Source organism: Micromonospora sp. NPDC005197, assembly GCF_040608295.1.
Taxonomy (GTDB): domain Bacteria; phylum Actinomycetota; class Actinomycetes; order Mycobacteriales; family Micromonosporaceae; genus Micromonospora.
This window is the reverse complement of record NZ_JBEXHY010000010.1, coordinates 25,907-39,964: the sequence shown is the minus strand read 5'-3', so window position 1 is coordinate 39,964 and position 14,058 is coordinate 25,907. Positions and strand designations below refer to the sequence as shown.

The window sequence follows — 14,058 nt, the reverse complement described above, 5'->3', positions numbered from 1 at the left end:
TCGTCCTCCTCAGGGGTTGGTCGGGTCGGTCTCGCGGACCCAGCGCCACTCGGCGACCCGGGGGTCGTCCTCGCCGTGTTCGCGGGTGTAGTCGCGGGCGGCCTGCCGGGCGTCGACCATGTCCTGGCGCAGGTGCGCGGCGCGGGCGCCGAGGCCGGGCACCCGGTCGATGACGTCGATGACCAGGTGGAAGCGGTCCAGGTCGTTGAGCATCACCATGTCGAACGGGGTGGTGGTGGTGCCCTCCTCCTTGTAGCCGCGCACGTGCAGGTTGCCATGGTTGGAGCGGCGGTAGGTCAGCCGGTGGATCAGCCACGGGTAGCCGTGGTAGGCGAAGATGACGGGCCGGTCCGCGGTGAAGATGGTGTCGAACTCCTTGTCGGGCAGGCCGTGCGGGTGTTCGGTGTCCGGCTGCAGGCGCATCAGGTCGACCACGTTGACCAGCCGCACCTTCAGCTCCGGCAGGTGCTCGCGCAGCAGCTCGGTGGCGGCCAGCGTCTCCAGGGTGGGCACGTCACCGCAGCAGGCCAGGATGACGTCCGGCTCGCTGCCGCCGTCGTTGCTGGCCCACTCCCAGATGCCCAGGCCACGCCGGGTGTGCTGGATCGCCTCCGTCATCGTCAACCAGTTCGGCGCGGCCTGCTTGCCGGCCACCACCACGTTGATGTAGTGCCGGCTGCGCAGGCAGTGGTCCATCGTGGCGAGCAGCGTGTTGGCGTCCGGCGGCAGGTAGACCCGCACCACCTCGGCCTTCTTGTTGACCACGTGGTCGATGAAGCCGGGGTCCTGGTGCGAGAAACCGTTGTGGTCCTGCCGCCAAACGTGACTGGACAGCAGGTAGTTGAGCGAGGCGAGGGGCTGCCGCCAGGGGATCGCCCGGGTCACCTTCAGCCACTTGGCGTGCTGGTTGACCATCGAGTCGACGATGTGGATGAACGCCTCGTAGCTGGTGAAAACGCCGTGCCGGCCGGTCAGCAGGTAACCCTCCAGCCAACCCTGGCACAGGTGCTCGGAGAGCACCTCCATGACCCGGCCGTCGGGGGAGAGGTGGTCGTCGCCGGGGACCGTGCCGGCGATCCAGGCCCGGTCGGTCACCTCGAAGGCGGCGCCCAACCGGTTGGACGCGACCTCGTCCGGGCCGAACAGTCGGAACGTCTGCGGGTTGGCGGTGATCACGTCGCGGATCCACGGGCCGAGCACCCCGGTCGCGCCGGCCATCGGCTGGCCCGGCTCCCGGACGTCCAGGCCGTAGTCGCGGAAGTTGGGCAGGGTCAGGTCGCGCAGGACCACTCCGCCGTTGGTGACCGGGTTGGCGCTCATCCGTCGGTCACCGCGTGGCGGCAGCGTGCGCAGCTCGTCGACCGGAGCGCCGGTGGCGTCGAACAGCTCCTCCGGCCGGTAGCTGCGCAGCCAGTGCTCCAGTTCGGCCAGGTGGGCGGGGTTGTCGCGGACGCCCGACAGTGGCACCTGGTGTGCGCGGTACGTGCCCTCCACCTGGGTGCCGTCGACCTCGCGCGGGCCCGTCCAGCCCTTCGGCGTCCGCAGCACGATCATCGGCCAGCGGGGGCGTTCGACGACACCGCCGGAACGGGCCCGCCGCTGGATCTCGGCGATCTCGTCCAGCGCCCGGTCCATCGTCGCGGCGAGCGTGCGGTGCACCACGGCCGGGTCGTCGCCGGACACCACGTACGGCTGGTAGCCCGAACCCCGCATGATGTCGAGCAGATCGGACTCGGGTATCCGGGACAGCACGGCCGGGTTGGCGATCTTGTAGCCGTTGAGGTGCAGGATGGGCAGCACCGCGCCGTCGCGGGCCGGATTCAAAAAGACGCTGGAGAGCCAGCTGCCGGCCAGCGGCCCGGTCTCCGCCTCACCGTCGCCGACCACGCAGGCCACCACGAGGTCCGGGTGGTCGAACGCGGCGCCGTAGGCGTGGCTCAGGGCGTACCCGAGCTCGCCGCCCTCGTGGATCGAGCCCGGCACGTCCGCCGCGACGTGGCTGGGAATGCCGCCGGGGAAGGAGAACTGCCGGAACAGCCGGGCCATCCCGGCCTCGTCGCGCGCCACGTCGTGGTAACGCTCCGACCAGGTGCCCTCCAGCCACGTGTTGGCCACGATGGCCGGGCCGCCGTGCCCGGGGCCGGTGACCAGCATCGCGTTCAGGTCGCGGGCGACGATCACCCGGTTGAGGTGCGCGTAGATCAGGTTGAGTCCGGGGCTGGTGCCCCAGTGTCCGAGCAGCCGTGGCTTGATGTCGTCGGGGGTCAGCGGCTCGCGCAGCAGGGGGTTGCCCAGCAGGTAGATCTGCCCGACGGTGAGGTAGTTCGCGGCACGCCAGTAGGCGTCCAGCCGGCGCAGCTCCTCGTCGGTGAGTGCGCGCTGCACGTCGAGAGCGATGTCCATGATGCTGCCTCTCGCGGGTAGGGGCGGGTGTCCGGCGTCCAGCCTCGCCGCCGCCGACGCGGCCGGTCAGGGCCGTTGGTCCCGGGTCGGGCGGGCGTCGGGCTCGGTGAGCGGCATCTCGGCCAGGCCGCGTACGACGACCACCGGGGCGGGGGAGTGGTAGAGCAGGGACTGGGCGACCGCGCCGAGCATGGCTCGTCCCGGTTCGTCGCCCCGGGCGGCGACCACCGCCAGCTGGGCCGACCGGGACGTGTCGACGAGCACCTGCCCGGGGTCGCCGCGGGCGACCCGGCACTCGGTGGGCACCCCGCTGTGGCGGTCGGTGTGGCGGGCCAGGGCCTCGCTGAGCTGCTCGGCGACCGCGTGGGTGTCCTCGTTGCTCTCCGCCACCCGCAGCGCCACGAGGCGGGCGTCGCGCCTGCGTGCGCAGTCCACGGCCCACCGCAGGGCGAGGTGTGAGCTGGGCGAGCCGTCCACCCCGACCAGGACCGGGCCCTGCGGCGGCGGTTCGCGGCGGACCACCAGCAGCGGGCAGTTGGCTCGCGCGGCCAACTGCACGGCGGACGTCTCGGCCGGGACGCACTGGCCGCTGCCGGCCATTCCGCTGTCGCCGACCGCCAGCAGGAAGGCCGTCTCGGACCGGCGGATGAGGGTGGGAAGCAGGCCGCTCTCGACGATCTCGGCGCGTACGGTCAGACCGGGTTCGACCTGGTGGGCGAGCTGGGCGGCCCGGGTGATCAGGTTCTCGGCCTCGTTCCGCGGCGCGGCGACGGTCGCCGCCTCGAAGGCCGCGTGCCAGTCGAAGGTGTGCACGACGTGCAGCGGTCGGCCGTGCCCGGCGGCCTCCTGCGCGGCCTGCTCCACGACCGGAAGGTCACCGTCCGAGCCGAGGCCGACCAGCACCTCCGCGTCGGCGGATACCGCCATCCGATATCACCTCCCGGGCGTCGCGCCCGGCACGACCGCGCTGTCTCCTGACTGAGGGTAGTCGGGTGGACGCGGCGGCGGGCCGGTTCGGGCCGCGCCGACGGGCCTGCGGTGGTCCGCGCATCGGGGGGGCGACGCGACCGGACGTCAACAAAGGTTGACAGCGGTGGTGGTGTCAACGTATGTTGACGGCATGAGTCAGGCGACGGAACTCGCGGCGGCAGCCGGCAGCACCGACCCCCGGGTCGGGCTGCGCGCCGTCCGCGCGCTGCGCCGGCTGCTCGAGCGACTCGAGGTGGTCCAGGTGGACAACGCCCGTCGACAGGGCTGGTCCTGGCAGGAGATCGCCGACGCGCTCGAGGTCAGCCGGCAGGCGGTGCACAAGAAACACGCTGGGCGACCGGCGGTCAACTCATCCTGGGAGGCGTGATGTTCGAACGGTTCACCGAGCGGGCGCGCGGCGTGGTGCGGCAGGCGCTGGAGGAGGCGCGGGCCGAGGGTCAGCGGCCGGTCGGCACCGAGCACCTGCTGCTCGCCCTGCTCGCCGACGAGGCCGGCCTGGCCAGCCGGGTGCTCACCGACGCCGGGGTGCGCGCCGACGACCTGCGCGAGCGGGTCCGGCGGCACACCAGCGGCGGAGGCGCTGGCCTCGGCGACGCGGACGCGGCGGCGCTGCGCGAGATCGGCATCGACCTGGCCGCCATCGTGGCCCGCATCGAGCAGTCCTTCGGCCCCGACGCGCTGCGCGAGGCCGTCCCGGCGCCGCGCCGCCGCTGGCGGCGTCGACGCTACCTCGGCGGGCCGTTCTCGCCCCGGTCGAAGAAGGCGCTGGAGCTGTCGCTGCGCGAGGCGCTGCGGCTGCGCCACAAGCACATCGGCACCGAGCACATCCTGCTCGGGGTGCTGCGCGAGGGCCAGGGGCTGGGCGCGCTGGTGCTCACCGAAGCGGGCGTCGACCTCGACGATCTGCGCCGACAGGTGGAGACCGCGCTGCGGACGGCGGCGTGACGCACGCGTACGCGTTGAAACCTGTCTGTGGCACTTCCGACGCCGGCCGGTCATCGGGTCGCTGAAGGCGGCCCGGTGCTGCACACTTGCGCCGTGGATGCTGGACAGGACAGGCGCCCCTCGGGTGGCGACGGCGGGCTGCGCTCCGCCGTGGTGGTGAACCCGGCCAAGGTTGACGATCTCGACGAGCTGCGCCGTACCGTGAACGACGCCCTGAGCGCCGCCGGCTGGCCCGAGCCGCAGTGGTTCGAGACCACCGTCGACGATCCCGGCCGCGGCCAGACCGAGCAGGCCGTCAAGGCCGGCGTCGACCTGGTCTTCGCCTGCGGCGGCGACGGCACAGTGATGTCCTGCGTCAGCGGGCTCGTCGGCACCGACGTTGCCCTCGCCGTGCTGCCGCAGGGCACCGGCAACCTGCTCGCCGCCAACCTCGGCCTCTCCACCGACCTCGCGGCGGGGCTCCAGGTCGCCGTCGAACGCGGCCGGCGGCTGCTCGACGTCGGCGCGGTGGAGGACCAGTACTTCACCGTCATGGCCGGCATGGGCTTCGACGCCCAGATGCTCGCCGCCACCAACGAGACCACCAAGGCCCGCATCGGCTGGCCGGCGTACGTCATGGGCGCTGCCCGGCACCTGCGGGACCGGCCGATGCGGGTGCAGATCCGCATCGACGACCGCCCGCCGGTGCGCCGCCGGGCCCGCTCGGTGCTGATCGCCAACGTCGGCCGGCTCCAGGGCGGGGTCCGCCTGCTCACCGAGGCCGAGCCGGACGACGGTTGGCTCGACGTCGCCGTGCTCACCCCGCGCAACCTGCGGCACTGGCTGGCCCTCGGCTGGGCGGTGATCCGCCGCAGCGGCCAGGTGCCGCAGATGGAGGTCTTCCGCGGCCGGACGGTGGTGGTCAGCAGCGACCGGGCGCAGCCGCGGGAGCTCGACGGCGACCTCATCGCCCCCGGTCGGCGGCTGCACGCCGAGATCCGGCCCGGGGCGCTCTGGCTCTGCGTCCCGCAGCCCGAGGACGCCCCCGACCTGTCCGTCGACGCGCAGGCCGCCGGGGAGCGGGGCGAGCAGCTGATCGAGGAAGCGCGCCGTGAGTAGCACCCGGATCGTGCCGGAGACCCGGCTGATGGCCAACGAGGAGCTGTCGGCCGACGACGCCTGGCACACACTGCGCCGCAAGGGCGGCTGGCACCTGCTGCGCGACGCGTTCATCCGGTTCCGCTACGGCGACGGGTTCAGCCACTCCCGCGCCTTCGCGTTGCAGCTCTGCCTCGCCGTGGTGCCGTTCCTGATCGCCCTCACCGGTCTGATCAGCAAGCTGGGTGTCGAGGAGGGCGGCCAGGTGGTCGCCGACACCGTGCTGGCGCTCACCCCGGGCCAGAGCGCGCAGGTGGTCGGCGAGCTGCTCGGCGAGGGCGAACGCGTCGAGGACGCCGGTGAGCTGGCGCTCACCCTCGGTCTGCTCACCGGGCTGGTCGCGCTGACCACCACGATGGCCCAGATCGAGCGGGGCGCCAACCGCATCTACGGGGTCGAACGGGATCGCCCGGCCCTGCCGAAATACCTGCGGGCGGCCATCCTGGCCGTCACCGCCGGCCTGCCCGCGCTGGCCGGCTTCCTGATCCTCGTCGGCGGCGGGGCGATGGGCGACTCGGTCCGCAAGCACTACGAGTGGGGCGAGGTCGCCAACGGCATCTGGGACGTGGTCCGCTTCCCGCTGAGCCTCGGGCTGACCGTGGTCGCCGTGGCAGTGCTGTTCCGGCACGCGCCACGCCGCAACCAACCGGGCCTGTCCTGGCTCTTCTTCGGCGCGGGCATCGCCACGGCCCTGTGGTGGCTGGCCAGCCTGCTGCTCGCCGCGTACGTGCGGTTCAGCGACGGCTTCGGCCAGACCTACGGCGCGCTGACCGGCATGATGGCGCTGCTGCTCTGGGCCAACCTGACCGGCATGGCGCTCTTCGGTGGGCTGGCCTTCGCAGCCCAGCTGGAGGCGCTGCGCATCGGCGTGGAGGAGCCGGCGCAGCCCGACCTGTGGGAGCCCGAGACCGACCGCGCCGAGCTGCTCGACACCGGGGACATGACGGCGCTCTGAGCGGCGCCCGGGTGTACGCCTGACCCGGATCGGGTACAGCGCCTCGCCAGGTACAACAAGGGAGGTGCGGGGTGACCGCGGTCAAAGAGGTGGCTCGACGTCCGATCGGTCACTTCGCCGAACGGAGCATCGCCGGCCTGGTGGCCGTCACCGGTGCCGGCGTGGCTTTCGGGCTGTTGTTGTTGCTCGTGCGGGTGCGGTGGAGCCCGTTGCAGGACGCCGACCACGCGGTCGCCGAGTGGTTCAACTCGCTCGTCGCCCCGCACCACCCGCTGGTCACCGTGCTTCAGGCGGTGACCGACCTGGGCGGCCGGCCGATCCTCATCTGGCTGGTCACCATCGCGGTGGTCGGGCTGCTGATCCGACGGCAGCCCCGGCTGGCCGTCTACCTGATCATCACCGGGGTCGGTGGGCTGATCCTCGACCCGTCGCTCAAGACCCTCGTCGGCCGGCTCCGCCCGGTGGTGGACATCCCGGTCGCCAGCGCACCCGGCAACAGCTTCCCGAGCGGGCACGCGCTGGGCTCGTTCGTCGCGTACGGGGCGCTGCTGCTGGTGTTCCTGCCGGCGATGGCACCGCGCTGGCGCAAGCCCGCGATCGTCGGCGTCGGTGTGCTGGTGGCGCTGATCGGGCTGACCCGGATCGCGCTGGGCGTGCACTTCGTCTCCGACGTGCTGGCCGGCTGGCTGCTCGGCGCCACGTGGCTGGGCGTGACCGCGTACGCCTTCCGGCTGTGGCGGCGCGAGCGCGGCCGGCCGGTGCCGCCGCTGAGCGAGGGGCTGGAGCCGGAGGCCGGGCACGAGATCGCCCCCGCCCCGGCCGAGGAGCACGTGCTGGCGCACCCCCGCTCGGCGGTGGCCGAGCTGCTGGTCGGCTGGGTGCTGGTGTTCGGCGCGCTGTACGGCTTCGGCACGTACGTCAGCTATCACGCCAAGGGCACCTTCTTCGACACCCTCGACACCGAGGTTCCCCGCTGGTTCGCCGCCCGGCACACCGACATGCTGACCGAGGTGAGCTGGTGGTGGAGCAAGTTCGGTGACACCCACGCGATCCTGCTCATCTCGCTGGTGTTCTGCCCGCTGGTGCTCGCGGTGTGGCGGCGGTGGCGGCCCGTGCTGTTCGTGGCGCTGGCGATGGTCGGTGAGCTGACCCTCTTCCTCGCCTCGGCGCGTGCGGTCGACCGGCCACGGCCCCCGGTGGAGAACCTGGACGGGCAGATGCCCACCTCCTCCTTCCCGTCCGGGCACATCGCGGCGACGATCTGCGTCTGGCTGGCGATCACCCTCATCGTGTTCCCGCGTACCGACCGCTGGTGGCGGTGGGTCTTCGTGGCGTTGGCCGTGATCATGCCGGCCGGGGTGGCGACCTCGCGGATGTACCGGGGGATGCACCACCCGACCGACTTCATGGGCGCGATCCTGCTCTCCGCGCTCTGGATCGCGCTGCTCTACCTCGTGATCCGCCCGAACGCCGACCTGACGGAGGGCAACCAGCCGGCCATCGAGTCCGACGACGTGGACACCCTCGACGACGAGCTGGCGCGCGCCGGCCGAGCCGACTGAGCGCTGCCGTGCGGGTGATGACCTGGAACATCCGCACCGGCGGCCGGGACCGCGGTGGCTCCGACCGGCTGGATCAGGTGGTTCAGGTCATCGACCAGCAGAGGCCGGACGTGTTGGCCCTGCAGGAGCTGCGCGGCTTCGACCGGGACGGGTTGATGGCCACGGTGGCGGGCCGGGTGGGGATGACGCCCCACCTGGCCCGGTCCTGCTTCGGGCAGCCGGTGGCGGTGCTGGTCCGGCCGCCGTACCGGGTTCTCGCCGCGGGGGCGCTGCGCCGGCCGTTCCACCACGCCGCCGCCCGCGTCGTGGTGTCCACCTCGGCCGGCCCGCTCACCGTGCTCGGCACCCACCTCTACCCGTACTCCGGCGGACGCCGACGGATGGAGGTCGACTGGCTGGTGGCGGCGCTGCGCCGCGCCCCGGGGCCGCTGACGCTGCTCGCCGGCGACCTCAACTCGCTCGACCCGACGGTCGACCACACCGCTCGCCTGACCGGCCTGAGCGCCATCTACCGGCGACGGCATGTGCGCCGGGGCGGTGGCGCCGTGGACACCCGCGCGATCGCCCGCCTGCTCGCCGCCAACCTCGTCGACCTGTGGCCGTCGTCCAACGTCCGAGCGCCGGAGGCCGACGGTCTCACCGTGCCCACCCGCTTCGGCGGGGCCGAGTTCGCCGGCATGCGGCTGGACTACCTCTTCGGCAGCCGCGCGGTGGCCGAGCGGGTGCATGGCTGCCAGGTGATCCGTGGTGCAACAGCGGACACGGCCTCCGACCACTATCCACTGCTGGCCACCATCGACCCGTGACCGCGCGGGGCCCTGGCCGATGGCGTCGCCGGGCTACCGTGCCCACCGTGACCGACCAACCACCGCTCCCCGCGCCGCCCGCCGACAACCCGGCCGCGCCCCCGGTGATGCTCGCGGCCCGAGCCCCGTCGGCTGTCCGCACGGCGGAGCCGGCCGCCGTCGCGCTCCCGCTGGTCGCGGCCGTCGCGCGCGGTGTCGCGCTGGTCTTCGTGCTGCCGGTACGCCTGCTCTGGGAGCTGATCGCGGCTGCCGGCCGGCTGCTGCGCCGGTACCTGCTCACCCCGGTGGGACGGTTCCTGCGCGACTGGCTGGTGGCCCCGTTTGTCTGGGCCCTGGACCGGCTGCTCTGGCGTCCGCTGCTGTGGTGCGCCGACCGTCTACTGTGGCGTCCCCTGCGCTGGGCGGCCCGCAATCTCGTCTGGGTGCCCCTAGTGTGGCTGGCCCGGGGTGTCGCGTGGGTGGCCCGCACTCTCGTGTGGTTGCCACTGGTGTGGTTGGGGCGGGGTGTCGCGTGGGTGGCCCGCACCCTCGTGTGGTTGCCACTGGTGTGGCTGGGGTACGCCCTCGCTTGGACGGTCCGCACGGTGCTCTGGTCGCCGCTGGTGTGGCTGGCCCACCATGGGCTGCGCCCGCCTCTGGTGGCCCTGGGACGCGTGCTGGTCTGGCTCGCCGAGCACCTCATCGTGCGGCCGCTGCGCTGGCTGGGCGCGACGCTCGCCCCCGCCGGACGGCTGCTGTGGCGCGGCGTCGCCGTGCTCGCCGGGGCGTTGGGCACCGCGCTCGTCGCGCTGGCGCGGGGATTCTGGTGGGTCGTGGTCGGCCTGGCGCGGGGAGTCTGGTGGCTCGTCGCGGGGTTCGGCCGGCTGGTCGTGGCCGCGCTGGTGGGAGCGTGGCAGACCGCCGGCTGGCTGCTGCGGTGGGTCTACCGACTGCTGCTGCGCCCGGTCGGGCTGGGGCTGCGCTGGCTGTGGCGGCACACCGTACGTCCGCTGCTGTCGGGCATCCGCTGGGTCTGGTCGGTGACGGTCGTGCCGGCGGCGCGCAGCCTGCGAGCGGTCTGGCGGGCGACCATCACGCCGGCGGCCCGGTGGACCCGCCGCGCGGTGCTCGACCCGGCCCGGGTGGCGTCCCGGGAAGTGCTGAGCGCACTGGGTCTGCGCCGCTGACGACGCCTCAGAGCACGAGGTTGAGCAGCACGGTCAGCACCACCGAGGCCAGGATCGAGAAGAGGATCATCAGGAGGCAGCCCAGGCCACCACCGAGCGGGCGGATCTCTGTGTTACCGAAACGCATGGGTTTCACCTGTCCGTGAGTGCGGGCTGCGGGGTGAGCAGGTGGCGGATCGCGTCGGCGACCGCCGTCGGAGCCGTGGTGGCCACGTTGTGTGCGGCCCGGGGAACGACCACCAGATCGGCGTCCGGGACCAGCCGGGCCACCTGGGTCCGCCAGGCGGCCGGCGCGACGGGATCCCGCGCGCCGGTGACGACAAGCGTCGGCGCCGTGATCCGGACCAGGTCCGCCTCGATCGTGTTGCGGACCGAGTGCGACAACGTCGCCAGGACCCGCCAGGGTCGCGCGTTCCAGACGTCCCGGAGCAGGATCGGCGCCTGCAACGGCGACTCGTGCAGGGTGTCCACCAGCCACCGGCCGAACTGGGCCCGGCGGGACCGGCCGGCCGGGTCGGCGGTCGGCCCGGCCAGCACCAGCGCGCGTACCGCCTCCGGGTGGGTCGCCGCGAGCGCGGCGGCCACCTCGGCGCCGAACGAATGCCCGAGCAGGCAGACCGGCGGCAACCGGTACGCCGCCAGCCAGGCGGCCAGGTGTGCGGCGTGCCGGCGCACGTCGTACGCGCCGTGGGGGTGCGCGGTCAGGCCGAAGCCGGGCAGGTCCGGCACGTACACCGGATGGGTTTGGGCGAGCGCGACGGCCAGCGGGGTGAGGTAGCGGTGCGAGACCGCCAGGCCGTGCACCAGGACCACGGGCGGGTTGCCGGTGCCGGGGTCCGGGCCACGCCGGGTGTGGGTACGCAGCCCGTCGACGAGCCGCCACTCGCTTGTCAAGCCGGCGGCCGGCCGAGGCGCGGCGATGGCGAGCCGCAGCTCGGCCGGCCCGAAGCGGCCGGCGGGCGTCAGCCTCACAGTTGGCGCAGCCGGGGCAGCAGCTGCTCCTGTGCCCAGTCCAGGAACATCGGCTGGCTCTCGCCGCCGACCTGGATGATCGCCACGTGCGTGAAGCCGGCGTCGACGAACTTGCGGAACGCCTCGACGTGCGCGTCCACGTCCGGGCCGCAGGAGATGCCCTCGGCGACGTCCTCCTCGCGCACGAACTGGGTGGCGGCGGCGAAGGCGTCCGGGTCGGGCAGGTCGGCGTTGACCTTCCAACCCATTCCGAACCAGCGGAACTGGTCGTGCACGGTCTTGCGGCACTCGGCCTCGTCCGGGCCGTAGCAGATGGCCACCTGCCCGTAGCGGGGCTGGCCGACGCCACCGGCGTCGTCGTACATCTCGATGATGTGCCGGTCGGGCTCGGTGGAGACGAGGCCGTTGCCGTACTCGGCCGCCAGCGTGGCGGACTGCCGGCCGGAGGCGGCGATGGCCATCGGCACCGGCCGCTCGGGGCGGTCCCAGACGTAGGCGTCGGGCACGTCGAAGTGGTTGCCGGAGAAGGTCAACGTCTCACCGTTGAGCAGCGGCCGGATGATCTGCAGCGCCTCCTCGAACATCTCGTGGCGCTGCTGCACGTGCGGCCAGCCGCCGACGACATGCTCGTTGAGGTTCTCCCCGGCGCCCAGGCCGAGGGTGAACCGCCCGTCCGAGAGCGCCCCGATGGTGCTGGCCTTCTGCGCGACCACGGCCGGGTGGTAGCGGCGGATCGGGCAGGTCACGAAGGACATCAGCTCCGCGCGGGAGGTGGCGTGCGCGACCGCGCCGAGCACCGACCAGGCGTACGGGGAGTGGCCCTGGGCGTCGAGCCAGGGATAGTAGTGATCAGAGATCACCAGTTGGTCGAAGCCGGCCGCCTCGGCCCGCACCGCGTGGTCCACCAGCTGCTTCGGACCGGCCTGCTCGCACATCAGGGTGTAGCCGACGCTCACCATCCGGGTATCTCCTTCTCGCCGACGGTTCGTCCCGAGATACCCAGGTCAGCGGCCGTCAACCCTCTCGTCCGGTTCGGACGGCCGATGCTTGACGGATGCCAGCGACCGGCCTACGGTCGTCTTAACCGGTTAAGACCTACGGTCTGGCGCACATCCTGTGGTGGGGATGATCGCCCCGTGACGGCCCGCTTCCACGCGGGCCGTTACGGCTGTCCGCGTCCCTGACCAGGCTACTGAACCGGTTGCTAGGGCTGATCCATCGCCCTAGGCTGATGCGAGCGTCGCCGGGAGCCGGGCGGCGGCTGTCGGGCTGCAGCCGCCTTCCCCTGTCACGTCCCACCCCTGTCGGGCACCGGGGGTCCTCCCTGAGGAAGGCCATGAAGACTCGACTCTCCGCCGCCGGCTCGGCCCTGCTCGCGTTGCTCCTCGCCGTGCTGGCGTTCAGCCAGCCGGCGCACGCCGCGGCCGGCTTCTCCGTCGCGGGCGGCAAGCTGTACGACGCCAACGGCGCCCAATTCATCATGCGTGGGGTGAACCACGCCCACACCTGGTATCCGCAGCAGACCAGCACGTTCGCGAACGTCAAGGCACTCGGCGCGAACACCGTGCGGGTGGTGCTCGCCAGTGGCGACCGGTGGACCCGCAACACCAACGCCGACGTCGCCAACGTCATCTCGCTGTGCAAGGCCAACCGGCTGATCTGCGTACTGGAGGTGCACGACACCACCGGCTACGGCGAGCAGAGCGGCGCGATCACGCTGGACCGCGCCGTCGACTACTGGCTCAGCCTTAAAGATGTGCTGGTCGGCCAGGAACGGTACGTCATCGTCAACATCGGCAACGAGCCGTACGGCAACCAGAACTACTCCTCGTGGGCCACCGACAACGCCAACGCGATCAAGCGACTGCGGGCCGGTGGGCTGACCCACACGATCATGGTGGACGCCCCGAACTGGGGGCAGGACTGGTCGTTCACCATGCGCGACAACGCCGCCGCGGTCTTCGCGGCGGACCCGGCCCGCAACACGGTCTTCTCCATCCACATGTACGGCGTCTTCGACACCGCCGCCGAGATCACCGACTACCTGGGCCGTTTCCGGGCGGCCGGGCTGCCCATCGTGGTCGGTGAGTTCGGCTTCAACCACTCCGATGGTGACCCGGACGAGGACACCATCCTCGCGTACAGCCAGGCCAACGGGATCGGCTGGCTGGGCTGGTCGTGGAGCGGCAACGGGGGTGGCGTGGAGTACCTCGACATGGCGACCGCGTTCAACCCGGCCAACCTGACCACCTGGGGGCAGCGGGTCTTCAACGGCGCCAACGGCATCCGGCAGACCGCCCGCGAGGCAAGCGTCTTCGGCGGTACCCCGCCGCCGACCACGCCCCCGCCCACGACGCCTCCGCCGACCACGCCCCCGCCCACGACGCCCCCGCCGACCACGCCTCCGCCGACGACGCCTCCGCCGACGACCACTCCACCGCCCGCCGGTGGCTGCTCGGCCAGCTACACCATCACCAACCAGTGGCAGGGCGGCTTCCAGGGCGAGGTGCGGGTGACCGCCGGCACGAGCGCGATCACCGGTTGGACCGCGCGGTGGACCTTCGCCAGCGGTCAGAGCGTCACCCAGGCCTGGAACGCGACGGTGACCAGCAGCGGATCCACGGTGACCGCGCGCAACGTGGACTACAACGGCCGGCTGGCCGCCGGCGCCAGCGCCAGCTTCGGCTTCATCGGCAGCTGGACCGGCACCAACCCCAAGCCGGAGGTGACCTGCACGGCAAGCTGACCGACGTCCAGGTGGCCGGGCCCGCACCGGGCCCGGCCACCGCGTCGTCCGCGGTCAGTGCTCCCCGGTCAGGTTCACGATGACCACCCCCGCGATGATCAGAGCGATGCCGGCGAGCTTGACCGGCCCGACCGACTCGCCCAGGAACACCGCGCCGATCGCCACGATGGCCGCGGTGCCCAGACCCGACCAGAGGGCGTACGCGACACCGACCGGTATCTCCTTCACGGCCTGGGCCAGCAGGAGGAACGCCAGCGCGTACCCGGTCAGGCATCCCAGCGTCGGCCAGAGTCGGCTGAATCCGGCGGTGCTCTTGATCAGGCTGGTCGCCAGAACCTCCGCGAGGATGGCGATCCCCAGCAGCACGTACGCCATA

The 14,058-nt window shown here is 72.5% G+C and carries 13 protein-coding genes; 8 read left to right on the top strand and 5 right to left on the bottom strand.

Annotated elements, in window-relative coordinates:
- Positions 1 to 9: 9 nt before the first annotated feature.
- Together ABZU46_RS06500 and ABZU46_RS06495 are read right to left on the bottom strand one after the other, a co-directional pair.
- Positions 10 to 2,403: a phosphoketolase family protein gene (locus ABZU46_RS06500; protein ID WP_354855425.1), complete on the bottom strand. Its 2,394-nt coding sequence runs from the start codon at positions 2,401 to 2,403 to the stop codon at positions 10 to 12.
- 66 nt (positions 2,404 to 2,469) lie between these two features.
- Positions 2,470 to 3,330, bottom strand: coding sequence for a universal stress protein (locus ABZU46_RS06495; protein WP_354855424.1), 861 nt, complete (start codon positions 3,328 to 3,330; stop codon positions 2,470 to 2,472).
- Positions 3,331 to 3,523: 193 nt separating this feature from the next.
- Here ABZU46_RS06495 and ABZU46_RS06490 point away from each other — a divergent pair, with 193 nt between their 5' ends.
- The 7 genes from ABZU46_RS06490 to ABZU46_RS06460 all read left to right on the top strand — a co-directional run bounded on the left by ABZU46_RS06490 (position 3,524) and on the right by ABZU46_RS06460 (position 9,964).
- Positions 3,524 to 3,760 (top strand): HTH domain-containing protein, encoded by a 237-nt coding sequence (locus ABZU46_RS06490; protein ID WP_007457155.1) that lies wholly within the window; start codon positions 3,524 to 3,526, stop codon positions 3,758 to 3,760.
- Positions 3,760 to 4,338, top strand: coding sequence for a Clp protease N-terminal domain-containing protein (locus tag ABZU46_RS06485; RefSeq protein WP_354855457.1), 579 nt, complete (start codon positions 3,760 to 3,762; stop codon positions 4,336 to 4,338). The genes ABZU46_RS06490 and ABZU46_RS06485 overlap by 1 nt, the downstream gene beginning before the upstream one ends.
- Before the next feature lie 93 nt (positions 4,339 to 4,431).
- Positions 4,432 to 5,436, top strand: a complete 1,005-nt coding sequence (locus ABZU46_RS06480) for a diacylglycerol kinase family protein (RefSeq protein ID WP_354855423.1) — start codon at positions 4,432 to 4,434, stop codon at positions 5,434 to 5,436.
- Complete coding sequence (locus ABZU46_RS06475) at positions 5,429 to 6,430, top strand: YihY/virulence factor BrkB family protein (protein WP_354855422.1); 1,002 nt, start codon at positions 5,429 to 5,431, stop codon at positions 6,428 to 6,430. The genes ABZU46_RS06480 and ABZU46_RS06475 overlap by 8 nt, the downstream gene beginning before the upstream one ends.
- Positions 6,431 to 6,501: 71 nt before the next feature.
- Positions 6,502 to 7,992, top strand: coding sequence for a phosphatase PAP2 family protein (locus ABZU46_RS06470; RefSeq protein WP_354855421.1), 1,491 nt, complete (start codon positions 6,502 to 6,504; stop codon positions 7,990 to 7,992).
- A gap of 17 nt (positions 7,993 to 8,009) precedes the next feature.
- Positions 8,010 to 8,798 (top strand): endonuclease/exonuclease/phosphatase family protein, encoded by a 789-nt coding sequence (locus ABZU46_RS06465; protein WP_354855420.1) that lies wholly within the window; start codon positions 8,010 to 8,012, stop codon positions 8,796 to 8,798.
- A 47-nt stretch (positions 8,799 to 8,845) separates the two neighbouring features.
- Positions 8,846 to 9,964 (top strand): hypothetical protein, encoded by a 1,119-nt coding sequence (locus ABZU46_RS06460; protein ID WP_354855419.1) that lies wholly within the window; start codon positions 8,846 to 8,848, stop codon positions 9,962 to 9,964.
- Positions 9,965 to 10,096: 132 nt separating this feature from the next.
- On the opposite strand, the gene ABZU46_RS06455 is transcribed toward ABZU46_RS06460, so the two are convergent.
- On the bottom strand, positions 10,097 to 10,936 hold the full coding sequence (locus tag ABZU46_RS06455) for an alpha/beta hydrolase (RefSeq protein WP_354855418.1): 840 nt from the start codon (positions 10,934 to 10,936) through the stop codon (positions 10,097 to 10,099).
- Positions 10,933 to 11,895: a TIGR03557 family F420-dependent LLM class oxidoreductase gene (locus ABZU46_RS06450; protein ID WP_354855417.1), complete on the bottom strand. Its 963-nt coding sequence runs from the start codon at positions 11,893 to 11,895 to the stop codon at positions 10,933 to 10,935. Before ABZU46_RS06450 ends, ABZU46_RS06455 begins: the two co-directional genes overlap by 4 nt.
- 377 nt (positions 11,896 to 12,272) lie before the next feature.
- Here ABZU46_RS06450 and ABZU46_RS06445 point away from each other — a divergent pair, with 377 nt between their 5' ends.
- Entirely contained in the window at positions 12,273 to 13,682 is a 1,410-nt protein-coding gene (locus ABZU46_RS06445) for a cellulase family glycosylhydrolase (protein WP_354855416.1), read from the top strand.
- Between the two features lie 54 nt (positions 13,683 to 13,736).
- On the opposite strand, the gene ABZU46_RS06440 is transcribed toward ABZU46_RS06445, so the two are convergent.
- Positions 13,737 to 14,057, bottom strand: coding sequence for a multidrug efflux SMR transporter (locus ABZU46_RS06440; RefSeq protein ID WP_354855415.1), 321 nt, complete (start codon positions 14,055 to 14,057; stop codon positions 13,737 to 13,739).
- Position 14,058: the final 1 nt, after the last annotated feature.